This window comes from Neisseria subflava (assembly GCF_005221305.1).
Lineage (GTDB): Bacteria > Pseudomonadota > Gammaproteobacteria > Burkholderiales > Neisseriaceae > Neisseria > Neisseria subflava.
This window is the reverse complement of record NZ_CP039887.1, coordinates 1,624,354-1,646,926: the sequence shown is the minus strand read 5'-3', so window position 1 is coordinate 1,646,926 and position 22,573 is coordinate 1,624,354. Positions and strand designations below refer to the sequence as shown.

General features: G+C 49.1%; 24 protein-coding genes and 1 tRNA gene. 22 read left to right on the top strand and 3 right to left on the bottom strand.

Annotation, left to right across the window (positions count from 1 at the left end):
• Window positions 1-83: 83 nt before the first annotated feature.
• The 6 genes from FAH66_RS07980 (at window position 84) to FAH66_RS07955 (ending at window position 7,576) form a co-directional block, all read left to right on the top strand.
• The gene (locus FAH66_RS07980) at window positions 84-2,099 is read left to right on the top strand and encodes a prolyl oligopeptidase family serine peptidase (protein WP_137041253.1); all 2,016 of its coding nucleotides are present in this window, start codon (window positions 84-86) and stop codon (window positions 2,097-2,099) included.
• Window positions 2,100-2,496: 397 nt separating this feature from the next.
• Entirely contained in the window at window positions 2,497-2,733 is a 237-nt protein-coding gene (gene acpP, locus FAH66_RS07975) for an acyl carrier protein (protein WP_137041252.1), read from the top strand.
• Window positions 2,734-2,895: 162 nt separating this feature from the next.
• The gene (gene fabF / locus FAH66_RS07970; protein WP_039861923.1) at window positions 2,896-4,143 is read left to right on the top strand and encodes a beta-ketoacyl-ACP synthase II; all 1,248 of its coding nucleotides are present in this window, start codon (window positions 2,896-2,898) and stop codon (window positions 4,141-4,143) included.
• A 182-nt stretch (window positions 4,144-4,325) separates the two neighbouring features.
• Entirely contained in the window at window positions 4,326-5,018 is a 693-nt protein-coding gene (locus FAH66_RS07965) for a hypothetical protein (RefSeq protein WP_137041251.1), read from the top strand.
• A 141-nt stretch (window positions 5,019-5,159) separates the two neighbouring features.
• Window positions 5,160-6,047: a homocysteine S-methyltransferase family protein gene (locus tag FAH66_RS07960; protein WP_137041250.1), complete on the top strand. Its 888-nt coding sequence runs from the start codon at window positions 5,160-5,162 to the stop codon at window positions 6,045-6,047.
• Window positions 6,048-6,145: 98 nt separating this feature from the next.
• Window positions 6,146-7,576 (top strand): basic amino acid/polyamine antiporter, encoded by a 1,431-nt coding sequence (locus tag FAH66_RS07955; protein ID WP_137041249.1) that lies wholly within the window; start codon window positions 6,146-6,148, stop codon window positions 7,574-7,576.
• A 66-nt stretch (window positions 7,577-7,642) separates the two neighbouring features.
• Here FAH66_RS07955 and FAH66_RS07950 read toward each other — a convergent pair whose 3' ends face one another.
• Both FAH66_RS07950 and FAH66_RS07945 read right to left on the bottom strand, forming a co-directional pair.
• Window positions 7,643-7,972, bottom strand: a complete 330-nt coding sequence (locus FAH66_RS07950) for a rhodanese-like domain-containing protein (RefSeq protein WP_003683765.1) — start codon at window positions 7,970-7,972, stop codon at window positions 7,643-7,645.
• Window positions 7,973-8,024: 52 nt separating this feature from the next.
• Window positions 8,025-8,681, bottom strand: a complete 657-nt coding sequence (locus FAH66_RS07945; protein WP_137041248.1) for a protein-L-isoaspartate O-methyltransferase family protein — start codon at window positions 8,679-8,681, stop codon at window positions 8,025-8,027.
• A 182-nt stretch (window positions 8,682-8,863) separates the two neighbouring features.
• Between FAH66_RS07945 and tpiA the strand changes: the two genes are divergently transcribed.
• The 5 genes from tpiA (at window position 8,864) to FAH66_RS07920 (ending at window position 11,239) form a co-directional block, all read left to right on the top strand.
• Complete coding sequence (gene tpiA / locus FAH66_RS07940) at window positions 8,864-9,637, top strand: triose-phosphate isomerase (RefSeq protein WP_049351298.1); 774 nt, start codon at window positions 8,864-8,866, stop codon at window positions 9,635-9,637.
• Between the two features lie 7 nt (window positions 9,638-9,644).
• Entirely contained in the window at window positions 9,645-10,004 is a 360-nt protein-coding gene (secG, locus tag FAH66_RS07935; protein ID WP_004519013.1) for a preprotein translocase subunit SecG, read from the top strand.
• A 15-nt stretch (window positions 10,005-10,019) separates the two neighbouring features.
• Window positions 10,020-10,105 (top strand) — tRNA-Leu (locus FAH66_RS07930).
• 90 nt (window positions 10,106-10,195) lie between these two features.
• The gene (locus FAH66_RS07925; protein ID WP_063076774.1) at window positions 10,196-10,753 is read left to right on the top strand and encodes a UbiX family flavin prenyltransferase; all 558 of its coding nucleotides are present in this window, start codon (window positions 10,196-10,198) and stop codon (window positions 10,751-10,753) included.
• A gap of 51 nt (window positions 10,754-10,804) precedes the next feature.
• Complete coding sequence (locus FAH66_RS07920) at window positions 10,805-11,239, top strand: PNPOx family protein (RefSeq protein WP_070591890.1); 435 nt, start codon at window positions 10,805-10,807, stop codon at window positions 11,237-11,239.
• A gap of 53 nt (window positions 11,240-11,292) precedes the next feature.
• Here the strand turns inward: FAH66_RS07920 and ppk2 are convergent, their stop codons facing one another.
• Window positions 11,293-12,222 carry a polyphosphate kinase 2 gene (gene ppk2, locus FAH66_RS07915; RefSeq protein WP_003683925.1) on the bottom strand — a complete coding sequence of 310 codons (930 nt, stop codon included), beginning with the start codon at window positions 12,220-12,222 and terminating at the stop codon, window positions 11,293-11,295.
• A gap of 167 nt (window positions 12,223-12,389) precedes the next feature.
• On the opposite strand from ppk2, the gene FAH66_RS07910 reads away from it, so the two are divergent.
• The 11 genes from FAH66_RS07910 (at window position 12,390) to FAH66_RS07860 (ending at window position 22,336) form a co-directional block, all read left to right on the top strand.
• Window positions 12,390-14,174 carry a bifunctional chorismate-binding protein/class IV aminotransferase gene (locus tag FAH66_RS07910; RefSeq protein ID WP_137041247.1) on the top strand — a complete coding sequence of 595 codons (1,785 nt, stop codon included), beginning with the start codon at window positions 12,390-12,392 and terminating at the stop codon, window positions 14,172-14,174.
• 101 nt (window positions 14,175-14,275) lie between these two features.
• Entirely contained in the window at window positions 14,276-15,136 is an 861-nt protein-coding gene (locus tag FAH66_RS07905; RefSeq protein WP_039863743.1) for a ParB/RepB/Spo0J family partition protein, read from the top strand.
• A gap of 278 nt (window positions 15,137-15,414) precedes the next feature.
• Complete coding sequence (locus FAH66_RS07900) at window positions 15,415-15,768, top strand: ATP synthase subunit I (protein WP_049328784.1); 354 nt, start codon at window positions 15,415-15,417, stop codon at window positions 15,766-15,768.
• On the top strand, window positions 15,758-16,624 hold the full coding sequence (gene atpB, locus FAH66_RS07895) for a F0F1 ATP synthase subunit A (RefSeq protein WP_049351291.1): 867 nt from the start codon (window positions 15,758-15,760) through the stop codon (window positions 16,622-16,624). Before FAH66_RS07900 ends, atpB begins: the two co-directional genes overlap by 11 nt.
• Before the next feature lie 63 nt (window positions 16,625-16,687).
• The gene (atpE, locus tag FAH66_RS07890; protein WP_003676106.1) at window positions 16,688-16,924 is read left to right on the top strand and encodes a F0F1 ATP synthase subunit C; all 237 of its coding nucleotides are present in this window, start codon (window positions 16,688-16,690) and stop codon (window positions 16,922-16,924) included.
• A gap of 73 nt (window positions 16,925-16,997) precedes the next feature.
• Window positions 16,998-17,468 carry a F0F1 ATP synthase subunit B gene (locus FAH66_RS07885; RefSeq protein WP_004464459.1) on the top strand — a complete coding sequence of 157 codons (471 nt, stop codon included), beginning with the start codon at window positions 16,998-17,000 and terminating at the stop codon, window positions 17,466-17,468.
• A 4-nt stretch (window positions 17,469-17,472) separates the two neighbouring features.
• Window positions 17,473-18,006: a F0F1 ATP synthase subunit delta gene (locus FAH66_RS07880; protein ID WP_137041246.1), complete on the top strand. Its 534-nt coding sequence runs from the start codon at window positions 17,473-17,475 to the stop codon at window positions 18,004-18,006.
• Window positions 18,007-18,016: 10 nt separating this feature from the next.
• Window positions 18,017-19,564 carry a F0F1 ATP synthase subunit alpha gene (gene atpA / locus FAH66_RS07875; RefSeq protein WP_137041245.1) on the top strand — a complete coding sequence of 516 codons (1,548 nt, stop codon included), beginning with the start codon at window positions 18,017-18,019 and terminating at the stop codon, window positions 19,562-19,564.
• A gap of 24 nt (window positions 19,565-19,588) precedes the next feature.
• Window positions 19,589-20,464, top strand: a complete 876-nt coding sequence (gene atpG / locus FAH66_RS07870; RefSeq protein WP_063076779.1) for a F0F1 ATP synthase subunit gamma — start codon at window positions 19,589-19,591, stop codon at window positions 20,462-20,464.
• 38 nt (window positions 20,465-20,502) lie between these two features.
• Window positions 20,503-21,900 carry a F0F1 ATP synthase subunit beta gene (atpD, locus tag FAH66_RS07865; RefSeq protein WP_003683789.1) on the top strand — a complete coding sequence of 466 codons (1,398 nt, stop codon included), beginning with the start codon at window positions 20,503-20,505 and terminating at the stop codon, window positions 21,898-21,900.
• A gap of 10 nt (window positions 21,901-21,910) precedes the next feature.
• Window positions 21,911-22,336, top strand: a complete 426-nt coding sequence (locus FAH66_RS07860; protein WP_070591882.1) for a F0F1 ATP synthase subunit epsilon — start codon at window positions 21,911-21,913, stop codon at window positions 22,334-22,336.
• Window positions 22,337-22,573 lie beyond the last annotated feature (237 nt).

The following is a 22,573-nucleotide window of genomic DNA, read 5'->3' as shown; positions in this document are numbered from 1 at the left end:
CGTCTGAAACGCAGGTTTCAGACGGCCTTTTTTGATTTTGCCGTTATAATTCCGTTTCCCAATCTTTCAGACGGCCTTTTCCTATGAAATCTTACCCCGATTCCTATCTCCATTTTGAAAACCTCGAATCTCCCGAAACGCAAGAGTTTGCCGCTGCGGCGCATGCCGAAACGCGCGCCCGTTTTTTAGAAAATGACAAGGCGCGCGCATTGTCTGACGGCATTTTGGCGCAGTTGCAGGACACGCGGCAGATTCCGTTTTGTCAGGAACACCGCGCACGGATGTACCATTTCCATCAGGATGCAGAATATCCGAAGGGCGTGTACCGCGTGTGTACCGCGGCGACTTACCGTTCCGGCTATCCTGAGTGGAAAATCCTGTTTTCAGTGGCGGACTTCGACGAATTGCTCGGTGATGATGTGTATTTGGGCGGCGTGTCGCACTTGGTGGAAAAGCCCAACCGCGCGTTGTTAACACTGAGCAAATCGGGCGGCGATACGGCGTACACGCTGGAAGTGGATTTGGAAGCAGGGGAATTGGTAGAAGGCGGTTTTCACTTTCCGGCAGGCAAAAACCATGTGTCGTGGCGCGATGAAAACAGCGTGTGGGTGTGTCCGGCTTGGGACGAACGCCAGTTGACCGAATCGGGCTATCCGCGTGAAGTATGGCTGGTGGAACGCGGCAAAAGTTTCGAGGAAAGCCTGCCGGTGTATCAAATTGCCGAAGACGGCATGATGGTGAACGCGTGGCGTTATCTCGATCCTCAGGGTTCGCCGATTGATTTGATTGAAGCGTCTGACGGTTTTTACACCAAAACCTATTTGCAGGTGTCGGCCGAAGGCGAGGCGAAACCGTTGAACCTGCCCGCCGATTGCGACGTGGTCGGCTATCTGGCGGGGTATCTTTTGCTGACGCTGCGCAAGGACTGGAACCGCGCGAACCAAAGCTATCCGAGCGGCGCGCTGGTGGCGGTGAAGCTGAATCGGGGCGAACTCGGGGCGGCGCAGCTTTTGTTTGCGCCCGATGAAACGCAGGCATTGGAAAGCGTGGAAACGACTAAGCGTTTTGTCGTGGCGAGCCTGTTGGAGAACGTACAAGGCCGTCTGAAAGCATGGCGCTTTACCGACGGCAAATGGCAGGAAGTCGAACTGCCGCGCCTGCCTTCGGGTGCGTTGGAAATGACCGACCAACCGTGGGGCGGAGACGTGGTTTACCTTGCCGCCAGCGATTTCACCACGCCGCTGACGCTGTTTGCGCTGGATTTGAACGTGATGGAACTGACCGTCATGCGCCGTCAGCCGCAGCAGTTCGATTCAGACGGCATCAACGTGCAGCAGTTTTGGACGACGTCGGCCGACGGCGAGCGCATTCCTTATTTCCACGTCGGCAAAAACGCGACGACCGACACGCCGACTTTGGTCTATGCATACGGCGGTTTCGGCATTCCCGAATTGCCGCATTATCTGGGCAGCATTGGCAAATATTGGCTGGAAGAGGGCAATGCCTTTGTATTGGCGAACATCCGCGGCGGCGGCGAATTCGGCCCACGTTGGCATCAGGCGGCGCAGGGAATCAGCAAACATAAAAGCGTTGATGATTTATTGGCAGTCGTGCGCGATTTGTCCGAACGCGGCATGAGTTCGCCCAAACACATCGGTTTGCAGGGTGGTAGCAACGGCGGCCTGATTACCGCCGCCGCCTTCGTGCGTGAGCCACAAAGTATCGGCGCGCTGGTGTGCGAAGTGCCGCTGACCGACATGATCCGCTATCCGCTGCTGTCCGCCGGTTCAAGCTGGACGGACGAATACGGCAATCCGCAGAAATACGAAGTCTGCAAACGCTGGCTGGGCGAATTGTCGCCGTATCACAATCTTTCAGACGGCATCAATTATCCGCCTGCGCTCATTACCACCAGCCTCAGCGACGACCGAGTCCATCCCGCCCACGCGCTCAAGTTCTACGCCAAACTGCGCGAAACCTCCGCGCAATCGTGGCTCTACGCTCCCGACGGCGGCGGCCATACCGGTAACGGTACCCAACGCGAATCCGCCGACGAACTCGCCTGCGTCTTGCTGTTTTTGAAAGAGTTTTTGGCTTAAAAAGAACGCTGTTTGATTTGCCCGCTTATTTCAGGCCGTCTGAAAGAGCGGGCAAAAAAAGCGAGTTTGATGGCATTGTGAAACCTTATTTAAGGCATTTTTTATTCGTTTTACGCACCCGGCAGGCGCGTGAAAACGGAAAGAAAAAATGGCGAAACCTGCTTTTCAGACGGCCGCGATTTACGATAATCAAACTTAACCCTATGATATCAAATAAAAACAATTTCCTGCTTGTAGGTTAAAATCAGCCTATGCTAATATGCGCAACAACAGGTTTTTACTGAATAATCTGTGCTAAAATGCAGGATTAGATGGAAAACTCTATCCGAATTCGGTACAATACCGACGAATTATTTCCCTTAAACAACCTGCCGCAAGGCGAAAAGGAACGACTGACATGTCAAACATCGAACAACAAGTTAAAAAAATTGTTGCTGAACAACTGGGCGTAAATGAAGCCGAAGTGAAAAACGAATCTTCTTTCCAAAACGATTTGGGTGCTGACTCTCTGGACACCGTAGAACTGGTGATGGCTTTGGAAGAAGCTTTCGGCTGCGAAATCCCTGACGAAGACGCTGAAAAAATCACTACCGTACAATTGGCTATCGACTACATCAACGCCCACCAAGGCTAATCGGTCGCACCAAACATCCAGCCTCTGCTGCGCCATCGCAATAGAGGCTTTTACCTTATTATTAAACCCCTGAAATTTCAGACGGCATGAGTTTTGCCCGTTTTCACAAAGAAAATGAGCAAGGCTGCCGCGAAAATCCCGACAACCAACAGCGAGATTATCATGAGTCAGAGAAGAGTAGTCATCACAGGTCTTGGCCAAGTATCACCGGTCGGCAACGACGTCGCCACCGCATGGAGCAATCTGCTCGCAGGCAAAAGCGGCATCGGACGGATTACCCGCTTTGACGCATCCGACATCAACAGCCAAATCGCCGGCGAAGTGCGCGATTTCGACATCGGCCAATACATCAGCGCAAAAGAAGCGCGCCGTATGGACGTGTTCATCCACTACGGTATCGCTGCCGCCCTGCAAGCCATCAATGATTCAGGCTTGGACGATTTGGAAACCCTCGACAAAGACCGCGTCGGTGTCAACATCGGCTCCGGTATCGGCGGCCTGCCCAGCATCGAAGCGACCGGCAAAGCCGTTATCGAAGGCGGCGCGCGCAAAATCAATCCTTTCTTTATCCCAGGCTCGCTGATTAACCTGATTTCCGGCCATGTGACCATCCTCAAAGGCTACCGTGGCCCGAGCTACGGCATGGTTTCTGCCTGTACGACCGGCGCACACTCCATCGGCGACTCTGCGCGACTGATTAAGTACGGCGACGCAGACGTGATGATTGCCGGCGGTGCGGAAGGCGCGATCAGCACTTTGGGCGTTGGCGGCTTTGCTGCCATGAAGGCACTTTCCACCCGCAACGACGATCCTGCTACCGCTTCCCGTCCGTGGGACAAAGGCCGTGACGGTTTCGTTATCGGCGAAGGCGCGGGCGTGCTGGTGTTGGAAGAATTAGAACACGCCAAAAAACGCGGTGCGAAAATTTACGCCGAAATCGTCGGCTTCGGTATGAGCTCCGATGCTTACCACATTACCGCGCCTAACGAAGAAGGCCCTGCATTGGCCGTTACCCGCGCGCTAAAAGATGCTGGACTGAATCCCGAAGACGTCGATTACGTCAACGCACACGGCACGTCCACTCCGCTGGGTGATGCCAACGAAACCAAAGCCATCAAACGCGCTTTGGGCGATCATGCGCGCAAAGTCATCGTTAACTCCACCAAATCCATGACCGGCCACTTGCTTGGCGCAGCCGGCGGTGTGGAAGCGTTGTACAGCGTGTTGGCAGTACACGAGCAAAAATCTCCACCGACCATCAACATCTTTGAACAAGACGTTGAAGCCGGTTGCGATTTGGACTACTGCGCCAACGAAGCGCGTGACGCGAAAATCGACGTTGCCATCTCCAATTCCTTCGGCTTTGGCGGTACCAACGGCACATTGGTATTCAAACGCTTCAAAGACTGATAGAAGGTTTTAAGCCAAATTGAAAAGGCCGTCTGAAACTGGTTTTCAGACGGCCTTTTTTATTTTAAAAGCTAAATATTCTTGATAATCTGTATCATTTGTATAAAAATACCGATTCCTATCAATATCGCCCGGATTTTATCGGGTAATCAACCCAATTACATTTTTATCAGGAGTCTGCAATGAAAACTATCCGTATTCTGGCATTGGCCGCCGCACTGGCCGCCGTGCCTGCATTTGCATCTGATTTCGGTCATGAACAGGCATTGACCATAGACGGTAAGCCCGCCCATCTGGCAGAAACTTCAGCCCGTATTTTGGCAAACGAAACCCTGACTGCGCCGCAACTGGTCGAAGACATTACCGACGGATTAGGTTCGAAAAAAATTCCGGGTTATAAATTGATGATTATGGGCCGCACTTATTCGGTGGCGGCAGAAACCAAACCGCCGAAAGAGGGCCAAACTCAGTGGCGGGACAATACGTTTATTCATCGCGGCGTAAAACTGTTTGTCGGTATTCCGGTTAAAAACGGCAAGATGGATTTAGCGTCTGCCCGGTTGATTAATATCGGCGTGGTTGACGACAACGGTGGTGCTGCGCCTCATGATGAGGGTGAAAAAATCCGTCCGGTCGGCAAGCAGCTGATGTCTCCCGATACCAAAGTGGAAAATGCGAAACTCAATATTGCCAAACTGACGTTGCCAAATATGAAATTAGGCGAAACCAGTGGCGGTGGTGTGAAATTGGAAGCATCGGCAACATTGGACGGTAAGCCGATACAGACTAAAATCGACAGCACGTTCTCCCGCTTCTATTCCGCTAAACCGGCCGCTACACGGCCGTTTATGGCAGATGCACGGTTTGTGAAATAATCGCAAAGGCCGTCTGAAACCCAGTTTCAGACGGCCTTTTATATGCCAAAACTGTATAAGTTTAGTTCTTTATAGATTAAAGGTAAGGAGTTAAAAAAGCGTAGAATGGCGATTTTAAAAAATCATCATTGGAGGTCGATCATGACGGTAACGATTTTAGACGGTGGAATGGGGCGTGAACTGCATCGGCGCGGCGCACCGTTTCGTCAGCCGGAATGGTCTGCTTTGGCTTTGATGGAAACGCCGGAGATTGTACGCGAAACGCATTTGGACTTTCTTCGAGCAGGCGCACAAGTAGTTACGACCAACAGCTATGCGCTTGTTCCGTTTCATATCGGGCAGGAGCGCTTTGATGCTCAAGCTACCGAATGGGCAAGGCTGGCGGGCCGTTTGGCGCGTGAAGCGGTGGAACAAAGCGGGACTACTGCAAAAGTGGCCGCAAGCCTGCCGCCGTTGTTCGGTTCTTACCGCCCTGACTTGTTTGACAAACAAGTCGCACCTGCTTTGGCGCGCCCTTTAATATCGGGTTTGATGCCGTTTGCTGATATTTGGTTGGCAGAAACCGTATCCAGCTTGGAAGAAGCGCGTTTCTGGCGCAGCAGTCTGCCTGATGATGGTAAGCCGTTTTGGGTGTCGTTTACTTTGGAAGATACGATGCCGCATGATGTACCGGTGTTGCGTTCGGGAGAAAACGTGCACGAGGCGGCGGATTTCGCGGTAGAGATAGGTGCGGCGGCAATGTTGTTCAATTGCAGTCAGCCTGAAGTGATGGCGGAAGCTTTGAAAGTGGCACATGAAGCCCAAGGCCGTCTGAAACTGGGTGTTTACGCCAATGCATTTGAGCCGGTACAAGGACAGATGAACGAGGCCAACGATGGTTTGGATCCGATTCGTGCCGATGCTACGCCGGAAAATTATTTGGCGTGGGCGAGACAATGGGCGGATTTGGGTGCTGAAATCATCGGTGGGTGCTGCGGTATCGCACCTGAACATATCCGTGCGTTGGCGCAAGGATTTAAGGCCGTCTGAAAGTGGTCGCATAATATTTTGATACGGTTAGAACAGGCTAAAAAAGCCGGTAATGCCGTTGCTTCACAAACACATAATTATAAAAATCAGGAATAAACATGTCGCAAAAATCTCAAATCGGCTTGGCCGCGCTGACGGCCTTGGTTATCAGTTCCATGATTGGTTCGGGTATTTTCAGCCTGCCGCAGAATATGGCTGCCGTCGCAGGTTCGCAGGCTTTGCTGCTGGGTTGGCTGATTACCGGTGTGGGCATTATCTTTCTCGGCCTGTCATTTTCGGCCTTGTCCAAACTTAAGCCCGAATTGGATGGCGGTATTTATACGTACGCCCGCGACGGCTTTGGCGATTTGATGGGTTTTTTCTCAGCGTGGGGCTATTGGCTTTGCACCACGGTCGGTATTGTCGGCTATTTGGTGGTTGCGTTTGAAGCAGTAGGCGGATTTGTCGATACACCGGACAATGTGATTTTCGGTAAAGGCAACACATTTGCCGCTTTTGTCGGTGAATCGGTAATTGTATGGCTGATTTACTGGTTGGTAGTGCGCGGTATTAAAGAAGCGGCAGGAGTGAACCTGATTGCGACGGCAGTCAAAGTGTTTCCGCTGATTTTATTTATCGGTATGGCAGCCTATTTCTTTCAAACCGAAGTGTTTATGTCCGATTGGACAGGGGCGAGCCTTGCTACGCCTGAAAATCCTGATGTCAGCCTGATGACGCAGGTGAAAAACACAATGCTGATTACGCTGTGGGTGTTTACCGGTATTGAGGGTGCGGCGGTTTTGTCCAAGCATGCGCGAAGTCGTGCTGATGTCGGTCGAGCAACCATTATCGGAGTCAGCTTGACGCTGGCAATGTATGTGGCAATTACCGTCTTGGCTCAAGGCATTTTGCCTCGTGTGGATATTGCAGCAATGGCTAATCCGTCTATGGCGGGCGTGTTGGCGCACATGGTCGGCCCTTGGGGTAAAGTGCTGATTTCTTCCTGCCTGATTGTGTCTGTGCTGTCGTCTTATTTAAGCTGGACGCTGTATGCGACCGAGATTCCGCACATGGGTGCGAGAAACGGCGCATTTCCAAAATCGTTTATTCCGTTGAATAAAAACGAAGTGCCGCAGGGTTCGTTGATGTTTACCACCTTGACCGTGCAGGTTTGCCTATTGCTGGTGTGGTTAAAAGGCGAGGATTATTCTGCCTTGCTGATGGTATCGACTTCCATGATTTTGATACCGTATCTGTTAATTGGTGCATATCTGCTCAAATTATCGCTGACACAAAAGGCTGCGGCAAAATACCGTCTTATCGGCGCGGTAGCAACGCTTTATGCGGCTTGGATTGTCTATGCGGCAGGCACGGAATATTTGCTGCTTTCAGTCTTGCTCTATTTGCCCGGCGTATTGCTGTTTCTCTATTCGCAAAAGAAACACTACGGAAGTTGTCAGTTCAACCGTATGGAAAAAGCCGTATTGGTATTGCTGTTGATTTTGGCTGTGCCGGCCGTACAGCAGTTTGTCTCTAGCTTACAAGCGTAAACAGAAAGGTTTGAAAAAGGCCGTCTGAAATCCAGTTTCAGACGGCCTTTTATTGATAAAACCGATTCAATACCGCATCATTTTGCTGTCTACCTGCATTGCCCAAGCATCGATACCGCCTTGCAGGTTGTAGAGGTTTTCAAATCCGGCGTCTTCTAAATACATTGCCGTGTGCAGGCTGCGGATGCCGTGGTGGCAGTAAACGACGATGGGTAAATCGTCGTCGGGCAGCTCGTTTTGGCGCAGTGGGATGAGGTTCATCGGGATATGAATGGCAGTGGGCAGGGTGCAGATGGCGCGCTCTTCATCGGTGCGGACGTCGAGCAGATGAAATGCGCGGCCTTCGTTCTGCCATTGTTTCAGTTCGGTGGGCGAGAGTTGGATGATGTCGGTCATAGGGTAGGGTGTAAAAGTATGAGGCCGTCTGAACTTTCAGACGGCCTGTTGTTTAAAAATCGAAATCGCCGAACGGATTGGCCGATTTGTCTTCCAAGTGTGCTACGACGGTGTCGAACAATACCTTTTCGGAAAACTCATTGTCGTTACGCGTCAGCAAAAGCGCGCGTTGTACCGGTTTACGGCCGACGATGACCACCATACGGCCGCCGTCTTTCAGTTGCTCTTTCAGAATTTCAGGTATGCTGTCTACTGCGCCGCCCACATAAATCGCATCAAAAGGAGCGCCTTGCGATGCTTCGGTCAGGCCGTTGTTTTGTACATAATCGACGTTGGCAAAGCCCAATTCGTCCAAAACTTTTTTGGCGCGTTGCTGTTGCTCAGCATCGATGTCGTCAGTGACGACTTTGCCGGCCAGTTTGGACAGCAGGGCGGTTGCATAGCCTGAACCTGTACCGATTTCTAAGACGGTTTCGTCTTTTTTCAGTTTCAAACCTTGAGCCAGGCGGGCAACGACTTTGGGTTCCAACATCTTATGGCCGTTGGTCAGTGGCAGCTCCATATCCGCATAGGCCAAACCTTGAAAAGCCTCGCCGACAAAATGTTCGCGCTCGATCTCCTCCAAAGCATCCAAAATGTCGAAGTCCAAGACATCCCACGGACGAATCTGCTGTTCAACCATATTGAAACGCGCTTTTTCAAAGTCCATATTTGTGCTCCGTTCAATTCTTAATTTTATCGAAGCATACATTATAAATCCTTGTCGGAGAGTGTGCCATCTTTCAGACGGCCCAGAGGCTCGTTAATAATTGCCAAGCGCACATATATCCACTAAACTTTCACATTACACGACGCTACAGCAAGCAACAACCAACACACGGAGCAATAAAGATGTATCACCAAATCGGAATGTGGGATCAAAAATGGGTTATCGGCAACTGGAAAATGAACGGCCGACTCCAAAACAACAATGCGCTTATGCACCGCTTCCGTGTCATGCCAACCGCAGAACGCGTGTTAATCGGTCTGGCTGCTCCGACCGTTTATCTGTTGCAACTGCACAACGCCATGCAGATTGTTTTGAACAACCGTATCTTGACCTGTGCGCAAGACGTGAGCCGTTTCCCGAATAACGGCGCGTACACCGGCGAAGTGTCCGCCGAAATGCTTGCCGACATCGGTACTGACATCGTCCTCATCGGCCACTCCGAGCGCAGCCTTTATTTCGGCGAGAAAAACGAAATCCAACGCCGCAAAATGGAAAACGTCCTCAACGTCGGCCTGATTCCATTGTTGTGTGTCGGTGAAAGTCTGGAAGAACGCGAAGCCGGCAAAGAACACGAAGTCATTACCCACCAGCTTTCCATCCTGCAAGGTTTGAACACCAAAAACATCGCCGTTGCCTACGAGCCGGTTTGGGCGATCGGTACAGGCAAAGTCGCCACTGTCGAACAAATCGCCGACATGCACGCATTTATCTACAAAGAAATCTTGTCTTTGTGCGGAAGCGATGTTAAAATCCGCGTTCTTTACGGCGGAAGTGTGAAAGCGGATAACGCGGCCGACATCTTCGCAGTACCTCATGTAGACGGCGCATTGGTTGGTGGCGCGTCATTATCATATGACTCCTTTACCGCCATCATCAACGCAGCACAAGCCTCGTAGAAAACATATGGAAGCCTTTAAAACCCTTATCTGGATTATTAATATTATTTCCGCTCTATTCGTAATCGTGTTAGTATTGCTGCAACACGGTAAAGGTGCGGATGCCGGCGCAACGTTCGGTTCCGGCAGCGGTAGCGCGCAAGGCGTATTCGGTTCTGCCGGTAATGCCAACTTCCTCAGCCGCTCGACTGCCGTTGCTGCAACATTTTTCTTTGCGACCTGCATGGCGATGGTGTATATTCACACCCACTCCAGTAAGCACGGTTTAGACTTCAGCGATGTGAAGCAGACCCAGCAAGCTCCTAAGCCTGCAACGCCTGCACAAAACAATACAACTCCTGTTGCACCGAATCCTCAGCAGCAGTAAGACAATTTGATTTATGCCGACATGGTGGAATTGGTAGACACGCTATCTTGAGGGGGTAGTGGCCGTAGGCTGTGCGAGTTCAAATCTCGCTGTCGGCACCACATTAGAAAATCTAACCGCTTTTTAGCGGTTATTTTTTCGTCTTGAGAATCTGCCTTTCATTTATCTTTAGACCGAGACAGGGAAATACAATGAAGCGTTTGGTTGTCGGCATCAGCGGTGCCAGCGGTTTTCAGTATGGCGTGAAGGCTTTACAGCTTTTGCGTGAGCATCAGGTAGAAACGCATTTGGTGGTTTCGCAAGGGGCGGAGATGACCCGCGCTTTGGAAACGGATTACACCAAGGAAGATGTTTATGCTTTGGCGGATGTCGTGCATTCCGTCCGTAATGTCGGGGCAAGTATTGCCAGTGGATCGTTTTTGACGGATGGAATGTTGATTGCGCCGTGTTCAATGAAAACTTTGGCTTCGGTTGCTCATGGATTTGCCGATAATTTGCTCAGCCGTGCGGCGGATGTAACGTTGAAAGAGCGGCGCAAGCTGGTGTTGATGGTGCGTGAAGCGCCGTTAAACTTGGCGCACATTGAAAATATGCGCCGCGTGACAGAGATGGGCGGCATTGTGTTTCCTCCCGTTCCGGCTTTATATCAGAAGCCTGAATCCATCGAAGATATGATTACGCACAGCGTCTCTCATGCTTTGGACTTGTTCGGTATCATTCAAAACAATGTGCCGCGCTGGCAGGGCTGATGTTTCAGACGGCCTGAGTATAAGTTACGACTGAGAAGGAAGATAAAAAACATGCAAACGATTCCTGCCAATATAGTGAAGTTTTTGAGCAATCATCATGTCGTCAGTATTGCTGCTGCGGAAGAGGGCGAAGTTTGGGCAGCTTGCTGTTTTTATGTGTTTGATGAGGCGAATGCCCGATTGATTGTGCTGACATCTTTGAAAACGAAACATGGCGGAATGATGAGTCGGTCAGCCAAAGTAGCTGGTACCATTGCCGGACAACCTGATAGCATCGCAAAAATCAGCGGCATTCAGTTTGCGGCGACTGCCGCTTTGATTGAGGATGAAGCGGATTTGAAAGCGGCGCAGTCTTTGTATTACAAAGCGCATCCTGCTGCCAGAGTAATGAAAAGCGATGTTTGGGCATTGAATTTGGACAGTGTGAAATTCACTGACAATAAATTGGTATTCGCACAAAAAACGTACTGGAATCGCGAGGATTAAGAAAAGGCCGTCTGAAAGATGAAATTTCAGACGGCCTTTGGTAAGGTTACAAATTAATCGTGTCCGAGATCGACAGTTTTTTCTTTGTAACGTGTATCAGGAACCAAAACGATTTTCTCGTCCACTTTACCGATGGCTTTCACGTCTTTGCCCGGATAGTCCAGCTGATGCAGGAAGTAGCGGATACAGTTCAAACGTGCACGTTTTTTGTCATCGGAACGGATGATGACCCAAGGCGCGTCGCCGGTGTGGGTGTGGAAGAACATGGCGTTTTTGGCTTCGGTGTAGTCGTCCCAGCGGTCGAGCGACTGGATATCCACTGGAGACAGTTTCCAGTGTTTCAGCGGGTCGTCACGACGGGAGATGAAGCGACGGAGTTGTTCTTCACGGGATACGGAGAACCAGAATTTGAACAGATGGATGCCGCTGGCAACAAGCATACGTTCCAATTCAGGGGTTTGACGCATGAAGAGCAGGTATTCGTTAGGTTCGCAGAAGCCCATTACGCGTTCTACGCCGGCACGGTTGTACCATGAGCGGTCGAAGAATACCATTTCGCCTGCGGTCGGCAGGTTTTGGATGTAGCGTTGGAAATACCATTGGCCGCGTTCGGTAGTGGTTGGTTTCTCCAAAGCAACCACGCGCGCGCCACGAGGATTCAGGTGTTCCATAAAGCGTTTGATGGTACCGCCTTTACCGGCTGCGTCGCGGCCTTCAAACAGGCTGACGATACGCTGACCGGAATCTTTAACCCAGCTTTGTACTTTCAATAATTCGATTTGCAGCTTCTGTTTTTCTTTTTCGTAAACAGAGCGGCGCATACGTTGTTTGTACGGGTAGTTGGCAGGAAGCGGTGCACTGCTGGAATCTTCGTCAGTGCCGCGTCCTTCGTGTTCCAAAACAGCCTTTTCGAATACTTGCAGCTGGTCTTGTTTCTCGCCCAGTTCAACATTCTCGAACGGTTCTAATTGGTGGTCTGCCATAAAGTCTCCTTATCGATTAAGTTTTAAATGATATGGTGTGGTATGACTTGATTTTACCTCTTTATGCTGTGTTAGCCTACATAAAATTACACATAAGCGATTTTTTTCGGCTTGTTTGATAATTTTTGTAAAAACAGCGTATAATCAGCCTATTTGTATAATACATCATGCCTTATTTCGCCCTGTTCGACGATGCGTTAAGCGGTCGTGCAAAACTCTATCAAAATCATGTGGAAAGCTGCCTTTTTCATCATAACGAACTGGCGTCGTTGGATGATGTTTTGCAGGCAGGTTGGAAAAAAGGCCTGCATGCAGTGTTGTTTGCAGACTACGAATTCGGATTGCCACTGATGGATATTTCATCCGCGCGCAGTGGCAATTTGCGTTTGCACTGGTTTGCTACTTGTACAGAAATCGATGCCGAAAGCTGGCTGTCCAATCATTCAGACGGCCTTGAAGCAGGCATCTCCACTCCCCGATTCTCCGTATCCGAAGCCGATTATCTCGAGCATATCAACCAAATCCACGAAGCCATCCGCCGCGGCGATACCTATCAAATCAATTACACCGCACGTCTGCACCTGCAAACTTACGGCAATCCGATTCAGCTTTACCGCCGCTTGCGCCAGCCTGTGCCGTATGCCGTTTTGTCTTGTCTGCCCGACGAGGCAGGGCAGGAAGCGTGGACTTTGTGTTTTTCTCCCGAACTTTTCCTCAAAATCGATTCAGACGGCCTGATCACAACCGAGCCGATGAAAGGCACTGCGCCGATTCTTCATGACGGACAAGATGAACGCCGTGCCGTTGAATTGCAAAACGACCCAAAAAATCGCGCCGAAAATGTGATGATTGTCGATTTATTACGAAACGACCTCGGCAAAATCGCGCAAACGGGCAAAGTACGCGTGCCTGAACCGTTTAAAGTTTCCCGTTTCGGCAGTGTTTGGCAGATGACCAGTGCCATCGAGGCGCAGGCGCTACCTGATGTTTCGGTTGCTGATATTCTCCGTGCAGCCTTCCCATGCGGCAGTATTACCGGCGCGCCCAAACGTATGAGTATGCAGATTATTGAGTCCCTTGAATCCGAACCGCGCGGTTTGTACACAGGCAGCATCGGCTTTTTGCATCCGTGCGATACGGGTTTGGGATTTGAAGGCGTATTTAATGTCGTGATTCGTACCTTATCCCTGAAGCCGGTTTCAGACGGCCTTTATCAAGGTATTTATGGCGTGGGTTCGGGGATTGTGATTGATAGCGATCCTGAAGCCGAATATCGCGAGTGCGGTTGGAAAGCGCGTTTCCTCAATGACTTACGGCCTGATTTCGGTATTTTTGAAACCATGCGCGTGGAAGACAAACAATGCCGTTTGCTCGATTTGCACTTAGGCCGTCTGAACAGCTCGGCACAAGCGCTCAACCTGCCTTGGTCTGAAAATGCGGCAGAGCAAATCCAACACTATATAGATGCGTTGCCAAGTGGGTTATTTAGAATCAAAGCCGCTTTGTTTTCAGACGGCCTTGCATTGAGCCATGCGGCTGTTTCTGAATTGGATGGGCAACAATACGTCATCTTGAGTGAGCATACATTAAGTCAACGAGATTATCTGCGCCGTTTCAAAACCACACGCCGTGAAATTTTTGACCAAGCATGGAAAACGGCAGAAGGGCAGGGGGCATTTGACAGCCTGTTTTTCAATTCAGATGGCCTGTTGTTAGAGGGCGGAAGAAGTAATGTGTTCGTTAAATATCAAGGACAATGGCTCACGCCGTCTTTGGATTTGGATATTTTGAACGGGGTAATGCGCCAAGCGGTATTGAAGCAGCCGCAGTTATATTTAGGTGCGGATACAATCAAGGAAACCCATATCACGCGCGCCATGTTGGAAAACGCGGAAGAAATCCGCTTGAGCAACGCTTTAAGGGGCGTGTTTGCGGTTTCGCTCCGTAAATAAATGGCAATAGTCAAATCATCGTGATTCAAATTGTCGTAAAGCGGCAATATCCGATAGAATACGTCATTTCAACAATGAGGCCGTCTGAAAGGGAAAACAATATGGCAAAAGCAAAAGGTGGATTGGGACGCGGTTTGGATTCGCTGATTTCCAATGCAGTGGACAGCAGTAGTAGCGACCGCCTGACAACGGTTGCCATCGCCGATATTCAGCCCGGCCGTTATCAGGCGCGTGTGCAAATTGATGACGAAGCTTTGCAGGAATTGGCCGATTCCATCAAGGCACAAGGTATTATCCAGCCGGTTATCGTACGCGAACGTGGTCTGTCTCAATATGAATTGATTGCCGGCGAACGCCGTTGGCGCGCTTCCCAGTTGGCCGGTTTGACCGAAATTCCCGTCGTTATCAAAACCATTAGCGATGAAACCGCGTTAGCCATGGGTTTGATTGAAAACCTGCAACGTGAAAACCTCAATCCGATTGAAGAAGCGCAAGGTTTGAAACGCCTTGCCGACGAATTCGGCCTGACTCACGAAACCATCGCAAAAGCCGTCGGTAAAAGCCGTAGTGCCATCTCTAACAGCCTGCGCCTGCTGAGCCTGCCTGAGCCGGTTCAGGAAATGCTTTATCAACGCCGTCTGGAAATGGGTCATGCCCGTGCGTTGCTGACCTTGCATGTGGTTGACCAATTGGAGTTGGCGCAAAAAGCTGTCAAAAACGGTTGGTCGGTGCGCGAGGTAGAACGCCGCAGCCAGTTGGCGCATCAAAAAGCCAAGCCGGAAGCAGCCAAAACTATTAGCCCGGATATCCGCCGTATTAATGATGCCCTGACCGAGCGTTTGGGTGTCAATGCCGAAGTCAAAACCAGCAATCAGAAAAAAGGCAAAATCGTACTGCATTTTGATACGCCGGAAACATTTGAATACCTGCTGAAACAGTTAGGCATTAATCAAGAGTTTTAACGGTTTTATAAACAGAGGCCGTCTGAAAAAAGTTTTTCAGACGGCCTGAATTTTTGATAAAAGGACTGGTCGTACAGATGTTTACAATACAAATCAAAATCTTCTGTAAAATCTGTGTAGCAACATGTAATTTGTGTTAAACTCCGTTCCTGCAAAGATTTGTTTTATATGTGTTAATCATTTATCTGTGAAAGGTTCACAAAGATTAACATATTGCTTGACGTTAACAAACTTCTTGATTATATTAATTTACCTTGCGTTTTGGGGTGTGAAGTACAATGAATCGGATAGTCCCATTGCAAGTGATTGTATTGTTAATAATTTCAGTTGTTTGTGCGTTATTTTCCGGGTTGCCCGGCTTCCTCTCTGCTTTGGCGGGAGGATTTTCGTACATTTTACCTACCCTGGTTGCAGTTTTACTTTTAAAGTTTTCCCGACGAAATCCCGATCTGCAAAGTTCAATGTTTGTCGGTGGAGAGGTTTTAAAAGTAGTGCTGTCGCTGGTATCTATGTCGGTCGTTTTTGCGATATGGCATCAATCGCTGGTATTTTTCCCATTCTTATTGGGGTTACTCAGTGTCAGTCATTTGGTTTTTTTAGTATTGTTGAGAGTGAAACACTATGGCAGGTGAAACTATGACCGCTGCCGACTACATCAAGCACCACTTGCAAAGCTTGACCAGTATGTCGGATGTTACTCAGGGTCAAGGACTGAAAAACATCGCTGATTTTTCGTTCATTAACCTTGATGCAATCTTTTTTGCTGTTCTGTTAGGCGTAATCGGCAGCTTCCTTTTGTGGCGCGGTGCCAAAAAAGCAACGGCTGGCGTGCCTGGTCGTTTTCAAGCAGCTGTTGAAATTTTGTTCGAATTCGTGGATAACATGTGTAAGAGTATTATTCATAACGAACAATCGCGTAAAGCCGTTGCGCCTTTGGGTTTGACCCTGTTTGTCTGGATTTTCCTGATGAACGCCATGGATATGTTGCCGGTTGATTTGCTGCCGATGGTATGGCAAGGCGTTACCGGTAATCATCATGCACTGTTGCGCGTTGTACCGACTGCTGACTTGAATACGACTTTGGCTTTGGCAATCGGCGTATTGTTGGTATGTATTTATTACAATATCAAAATCAAAGGCTTTGGCGGTTGGATTCACGAATTGTTCAGCGCACCTTTTGGCCCGATGCTCGCTCCGGCCAACTTTCTGTTGAACTTGGTAGAGTTTTTGTCCAAAACCGTATCCCACGGTATGCGGTTGTTTGGTAATATGTATGCCGGTGAGCTGGTGTTCCTGCTGATTGCTTTGTTGGGTGGTGCATGGGCGTCAACCGGCAGTATCGAGACTTTGGATCCAATTTTATTTGTGTTCCACCTGATTGCCGGTTTGGCTTGGGCGATTTTCCACATTTTGGTTATCACCTTGCAGGCATTTATTTTCATGGCGTTGGCGTTCGTATACATCGGACAAGCGCATGATGCACACTAATCAAGTAGTTTTTTCGTAGTTTGTTTTTGTAGTTTAACCTTTACTATCTTAAGGAGTTTAAAAATGGGTTTGATTGCTATCGCATGTGGTTTGATCGTTGCCTTGGGTGCATTGGGTGCCTCTATCGGTATCGCAATGGTTGGTTCTAAATACTTGGAATCTTCTGCTCGCCAACCTGAGCTGATCGGTCCTCTGCAAACCAAACTGTTCTTGATTGCTGGTCTGATCGACGCGGCCTTCTTGATCGGTGTGGCTATTGCCCTGTTGTTCGCCTTCGTTAACCCGTTTGGTGCTGCGTAATCAAGACGGAGCGATCCGTTCAGATACAGGCTTATGGTCTGTTTGATTAACCCAGATACGAAGGTTAAGTAACGTGAATATTAATGCAACCTTATTTGCGCAAATCCTGGTTTTCTTTGGCTTGGTTTGGTTTACGATGAAATTCGTATGGCCTCCGATTGCCAAAGCATTGGATGAGCGTGCCGCAAAAATCGCCGAGGGCTTGGCTGCTGCCGAGCGCGGTAAGAGCGATTTTGAGCAGGCAGAGAAAAAAGTTGCAGAACTTATGGCCGAAGGGCGTAATCAGGTAACCGAAATGGTTGCCAACGCCGAAAAACGTGCTGCAAAAATTGTAGAAGAAGCCAAAGAGCAAGCTTCTCATGAAGCAGCACGCATTGCAGCCCAAGCAAAAGCTGATGTGGAGCAAGAAGTTAACCGTGCGCGCGAAGTGTTGCGCGAACAGGTTGCTACACTGGCTGTTAAAGGTGCGGAATCTATCTTGCGTAAGGAAGTTGATGCTTCCAAACATGCAGATTTGCTCAGTACCTTAAAACAGGAGCTGTAATCTTATGGCAGAGTTCGCAACGATTGCCAGACCTTATGCGAAAGCATTGTTTAGTCTGGCTCAGGAAAAAAACCAAATCGAGTCTTGGTTGGGTGAACTGAAAGAACTCGCAGCGGTTGTTCAAGATGAGAAAGTCATTGCTTTCATCGAGCAACCGGAAACGGAAGCTTCCGAAAAAGCAGAAACGCTCAAAGGTCTTGTCGGTATCAAAAATGTCGAATTGGCAAATTTCATTACCGTTTTGGCCGAGCAAAAGCGTTTGCTGGTATTGCCGGAAATTTATGCCCAATATCAAGATTTGACCTTGATACACAACAATACGAAATCGGCAGTAATTTACAGCGCGTATGAGCTCAGTTCTCAGCAGCTGGCCGATGTTACCGATATCCTGACAAAACGCTTCAACAGCAAATTGGATGTGGTAGCTAAAGTTGCCCCTGAATTAATCGGCGGCATCAAAGTAGAAGTGGGTGATCAGGTCTTGGATTTGTCCGTACAAGGCAAACTGAATGCTTTGTATGCGACTATGACAAATTAGGAGAGTTTTCATGCAGCTTAATCCTGCTGAAATTAGCGATTTGATTAAAGCCAAAATCGAAAATCTGTCCGTCAATGCAGAAGTGCGTACCCGTGGTACTGTTGTTTCTGTTACAGACGGCATTGTGCGCATTCATGGCTTGTCAGACGCGATGCAAGGTGAGATGCTCGAATTCCCCGGTAACACTTTCGGTCTGGCCATGAACTTGGAGCGTGACTCCGTTGGTGCCGTAGTGTTGGGTGAGTACGAACACATTAAAGAAGGCGATACAGTTACCTGTACCGGCCGTATTTTGGAAGTGCCGATCGGTCGTGAACTGGTTGGCCGCGTGGTTGATGCATTGGGTCGTCCTATCGATGGTAAAGGTCCAATCAACACAACATTGACTGCTCCAATCGAAAAAATTGCACCAGGTGTGATTGCGCGTAAATCGGTTGACCAACCAATGCAAACCGGCCTGAAAGCTATTGACTCTATGGTTCCGGTTGGTCGTGGCCAACGTGAGTTGATCATCGGTGACCGTCAAACCGGTAAAACTGCCGTAGCATTGGATGCCATCGTTAACCAAAAAGGTACAGGCGTTATCTGTATTTATGTGGCTATCGGTCAAAAAGCATCTTCTATTGCCAACGTAGTACGCAAATTGGAAGAGCATGGCGCGATGGAACATACTATCGTGGTTGCTGCAACTGCTTCTGAAGCCGCTGCACTGCAATACATCGCTCCTTACTCTGGTTGTACCATGGGTGAATTCTTCCGTGACCGTGGTGAAGATGCACTGATCGTATACGATGACTTGTCTAAACAAGCCGTTGCATACCGTCAAATTTCCCTGCTATTGCGCCGTCCTCCTGGTCGTGAAGCATATCCTGGCGACGTATTCTATCTGCACTCCCGTCTGTTGGAACGTGCGGCTCGCGTCAGCGAAAACGAAGTTGAAAAGCTTACCAATGGCGAAGTAAAAGGCAAAACCGGTTCTCTGACTGCGTTGCCAATTATTGAAACCCAAGCCGGTGACGTATCAGCATTCGTACCAACCAACGTAATTTCGATTACAGACGGCCAAATCTTCTTGGAAACCGACTTGTTCAACGCCGGTATCCGTCCTGCAATCAATGCCGGTATTTCCGTATCGCGCGTGGGTGGTGCAGCACAAACCAAAGTCATCAAAAAACTGGGTGGCGGTATCCGTTTGGCGTTGGCACAGTACCGTGAATTGGCGGCGTTCTCGCAATTTGCTTCCGATTTGGACGAAGCAACACGCAAACAGCTGCAACACGGTGAAGTGGTTACTGAATTGATGAAACAAAAACAATTCAGCACATTGAACACTGCCGAAATGACATTGACTTTGTGGGCGATTAACAACGGTTCTTACGCAGATGTTCCGGTATCCAAAGCCTTGGCTTTCGAAGCAGAATTCTTGAGTTTCGTACGTACGCAACATCCTGAGGTTCTGGAAGCGATTAATGCATCAGGCGCAATGTCTGACGAAAGCGAAAAAGCATTAACCGAAGCCATGAAATCTTTCAAATCTTCTTACGCTTACCAAGCATAAGTATTGAGATGAAAGGAGTCTGAAATGGCAGTCGGAAAAGAGATTCTCACCAAAATCCGTAGTGTTCAAAATACCCAAAAGATCACTAAAGCGATGCAAATGGTGTCGACCTCTAAAATGCGGAAGACTCAAGACCGGATGCGCTTAGCGCGTCCGTACGCCGAAAAAGTGCGTACAGTGATGAGCCATCTTGCACAGACCCATGCCGATCATGGTATCAAATTGTTGGAGCCACACCGCGAAGTGCGTCGTGCCGGTTTCATTTTGATTACCTCGGATAAAGGTTTGTGCGGTGGCTTGAACGCAAACGTACTGAAAAAGTTTTTGGCGCAAGTTCAAGAGTATCAGGAACAAGGCATCGAAGTCGAAGTCGTGTGCCTGGGTAGTAAAGGTTTGGCTGCATGCCAAAGCATCGGTTTGAATGTTATTGCCAGCGCAACCAATTTGGGCGATACCCCAAAAATGGAATTGCTGCTCGGTCCTCTGACCGAAATCTTCCAACGTTATGAGAAGCATGAATTAGACCGTATCCATATGGTTTACTCACGTTTCGTCAATACAATGCGCCAAGAGCCGCGTATGGAAGTTTTGCTGCCTATCGGTGAAAACGTTATTGACGACGAAGCGGGTCATTCTTCATTTACTTGGGAATACCGCTACGAGCCGAGTCCTATCGCCGTATTGGAATATTTGGTTCGCCGCTATTTAGAGTCTGTGGTCTATCAGGCATTGAGCGACAACATGGCATCTGAACAAGCCGCGCGTATGGTAGCGATGAAAGCCGCAACCGACAACGCAGGCAATGCCATTAAAGAATTGCGCTTGGTGTACAACAAATCGCGTCAAGCCGCGATTACCACAGAATTGTCAGAAATTGTAGCAGGTGCAGCGGCAGTTTAATGCCGTCTGAAGCCTGAACAGGAAATTAGGATACGATAATGAGCCAAGGCAAAATCGTACAAGTTATTGGTGCGGTGGTTGACGTGGAATTTCCACGCGACGCTATCCCGCATGTTTACGATGCCCTGAAATTGGACGAGAACGGTCTGACTCTGGAAGTTCAACAGCTTCTGGGTGACGGCGTTGTCCGTACTATTGCAATGGGTAGTTCAGACGGCCTGAAACGCGGTATGTCTGTAAGCAATACTGGTGCGCCAATCACTGTGCCGGTAGGTAAAGGTACATTGGGCCGTATTGTCGACGTATTGGGTACGCCTGTTGATGAAGCAGGTCCGATCGATACCGACAAGAGCCGTGCCATTCACCAAACTGCTCCGAAATTCGATGAGTTGTCTTCAACTACCGAATTGTTGGAAACCGGTATTAAAGTGATCGACTTGCTGTGTCCGTTTGCTAAGGGCGGTAAAGTAGGTCTGTTCGGTGGTGCCGGTGTGGGCAAAACCGTGAATATGATGGAATTGATCAACAACATCGCCAAAGCGCACAGCGGTCTGTCCGTGTTCGCAGGTGTGGGTGAACGTACCCGTGAAGGTAACGACTTCTACCACGAGATGAAAGATTCCAACGTATTGGATAAAGTAGCCATGGTGTATGGCCAAATGAACGAACCTCCAGGCAACCGTCTGCGCGTTGCTTTGACCGGTTTGACTATGGCCGAATACTTCCGTGACGAAAAAGACGAAAACGGTAAAGGTCGCGACGTATTGTTCTTCGTTGACAATATCTACCGTTACACTCTGGCCGGTACCGAAGTATCTGCACTGTTGGGCCGTATGCCTTCTGCAGTGGGTTACCAACCGACATTGGCTGAAGAAATGGGTCGTTTGCAAGAGCGTATTACCTCTACCCAAACCGGTTCCATTACTTCCATCCAAGCCGTATATGTACCTGCGGATGACTTGACTGACCCGTCTCCAGCGACAACTTTCGCCCACTTGGACGCAACCGTCGTATTGAGCCGTGATATTGCATCTTTGGGTATTTACCCGGCAGTTGACCCGCTTGATTCTACTTCACGCCAATTGGATCCGATGGTATTGGGTCAAGAGCACTATGACGTAGCACGCGGTGTACAGTCTACTCTGCAAAAATACAAAGAATTGCGCGACATTATCGCCATTCTGGGTATGGACGAATTGTCTGACGAAGACAAACTGACTGTGATGCGTGCCCGTAAAATCCAACGCTTCCTGTCTCAACCGTTCCACGTTGCCGAAGTATTTACCGGTTCTCCAGGCAAATACGTTTCATTGCGTGACACCATCGCCGGCTTTAAAGCCATCTTGAACGGCGAATACGACCATCTGCCTGAACAAGCGTTCTACATGGTAGGCGGTATCGAAGAAGCGGCTGAGAAAGCGAAAACCTTAAACTAAGGAGGCCGGCATGAGCACCATGCAAGTTGAAGTGGTTAGTAGCGAGCAAAACATCTATTCGGGCGAGGCCAGCTTTGTGGTGGTTCCGACCGTTCAAGGTGAGCTTGGTATTTATCCACGACACGAGCCGATTATGAGTTTGGTACGCCCCGGAGCATTACGTTTGACTGTTCCGGGTGAAACTGAAGAAGTGCTGGTTGCCGTTTCCGGTGGCGTTTTAGAAGTACAGCCTGATAAGATTACCGTATTGGCAGACGTTGCCGTCCGCAGTACAGAAATGGATCAGGCGCGTGCTGAAGCAGCTAAAAAAGCAGCCGAAACAGGTGTTTCTGAAGCCAGAGACGAAAAATCTTTGGCCGAAGCGCACAAAGCATTGGCAGCAGCCATTGCCCAGCTGAAAACTTTGGATTACCTTCGTTCGCAAAAAAACAAGTAATGTGGGTTCATCAAGAAAAAGCACAACGAAATGTTGTGCTTTTTTATTTGCCTGAAGATAAGCGGCTTGATATTGAAATGTCGATAGATGAGTAGATGGTAAACTTGAAATCGAAACGGTAGAACTGGCTTTTATGATTAAATTGTTGGTGGATCATTGTCGAAGCAGCTAGCCTTATGAGTCATTTAAAATAGCCTGCCCAATCTTTTTATCCTTGAAAACAGATTGGATGATTCC

Excerpts from the sequence above, each read along its gene's own strand:
- FAH66_RS07980 (WP_137041253.1), top strand. The coding sequence starts at position 84 with ATGAAATCTTACCCCGATTCCTATCTCCATTTTGAAAACCTCGAATCT.
- acpP (WP_137041252.1), top strand. The coding sequence starts at position 2,497 with ATGTCAAACATCGAACAACAAGTTAAAAAAATTGTTGCTGAACAACTG.
- fabF (WP_039861923.1), top strand. The coding sequence starts at position 2,896 with ATGAGTCAGAGAAGAGTAGTCATCACAGGTCTTGGCCAAGTATCACCG.
- FAH66_RS07965 (WP_137041251.1), top strand. The coding sequence starts at position 4,326 with ATGAAAACTATCCGTATTCTGGCATTGGCCGCCGCACTGGCCGCCGTG.
- FAH66_RS07960 (WP_137041250.1), top strand. The coding sequence starts at position 5,160 with ATGACGGTAACGATTTTAGACGGTGGAATGGGGCGTGAACTGCATCGG.
- FAH66_RS07955 (WP_137041249.1), top strand. The coding sequence starts at position 6,146 with ATGTCGCAAAAATCTCAAATCGGCTTGGCCGCGCTGACGGCCTTGGTT.
- FAH66_RS07950 (WP_003683765.1), bottom strand. The coding sequence starts at position 7,972 with ATGACCGACATCATCCAACTCTCGCCCACCGAACTGAAACAATGGCAG.
- FAH66_RS07945 (WP_137041248.1), bottom strand. The coding sequence starts at position 8,681 with ATGGACTTTGAAAAAGCGCGTTTCAATATGGTTGAACAGCAGATTCGT.
- tpiA (WP_049351298.1), top strand. The coding sequence starts at position 8,864 with ATGTATCACCAAATCGGAATGTGGGATCAAAAATGGGTTATCGGCAAC.
- secG (WP_004519013.1), top strand. The coding sequence starts at position 9,645 with ATGGAAGCCTTTAAAACCCTTATCTGGATTATTAATATTATTTCCGCT.
- FAH66_RS07925 (WP_063076774.1), top strand. The coding sequence starts at position 10,196 with ATGAAGCGTTTGGTTGTCGGCATCAGCGGTGCCAGCGGTTTTCAGTAT.
- FAH66_RS07920 (WP_070591890.1), top strand. The coding sequence starts at position 10,805 with ATGCAAACGATTCCTGCCAATATAGTGAAGTTTTTGAGCAATCATCAT.
- ppk2 (WP_003683925.1), bottom strand. The coding sequence starts at position 12,222 with ATGGCAGACCACCAATTAGAACCGTTCGAGAATGTTGAACTGGGCGAG.
- FAH66_RS07910 (WP_137041247.1), top strand. The coding sequence starts at position 12,390 with ATGCCTTATTTCGCCCTGTTCGACGATGCGTTAAGCGGTCGTGCAAAA.
- FAH66_RS07905 (WP_039863743.1), top strand. The coding sequence starts at position 14,276 with ATGGCAAAAGCAAAAGGTGGATTGGGACGCGGTTTGGATTCGCTGATT.
- FAH66_RS07900 (WP_049328784.1), top strand. The coding sequence starts at position 15,415 with ATGAATCGGATAGTCCCATTGCAAGTGATTGTATTGTTAATAATTTCA.
- atpB (WP_049351291.1), top strand. The coding sequence starts at position 15,758 with ATGGCAGGTGAAACTATGACCGCTGCCGACTACATCAAGCACCACTTG.
- atpE (WP_003676106.1), top strand. The coding sequence starts at position 16,688 with ATGGGTTTGATTGCTATCGCATGTGGTTTGATCGTTGCCTTGGGTGCA.
- FAH66_RS07880 (WP_137041246.1), top strand. The coding sequence starts at position 17,473 with ATGGCAGAGTTCGCAACGATTGCCAGACCTTATGCGAAAGCATTGTTT.
- atpA (WP_137041245.1), top strand. The coding sequence starts at position 18,017 with ATGCAGCTTAATCCTGCTGAAATTAGCGATTTGATTAAAGCCAAAATC.
- atpG (WP_063076779.1), top strand. The coding sequence starts at position 19,589 with ATGGCAGTCGGAAAAGAGATTCTCACCAAAATCCGTAGTGTTCAAAAT.
- atpD (WP_003683789.1), top strand. The coding sequence starts at position 20,503 with ATGAGCCAAGGCAAAATCGTACAAGTTATTGGTGCGGTGGTTGACGTG.
- FAH66_RS07860 (WP_070591882.1), top strand. The coding sequence starts at position 21,911 with ATGAGCACCATGCAAGTTGAAGTGGTTAGTAGCGAGCAAAACATCTAT.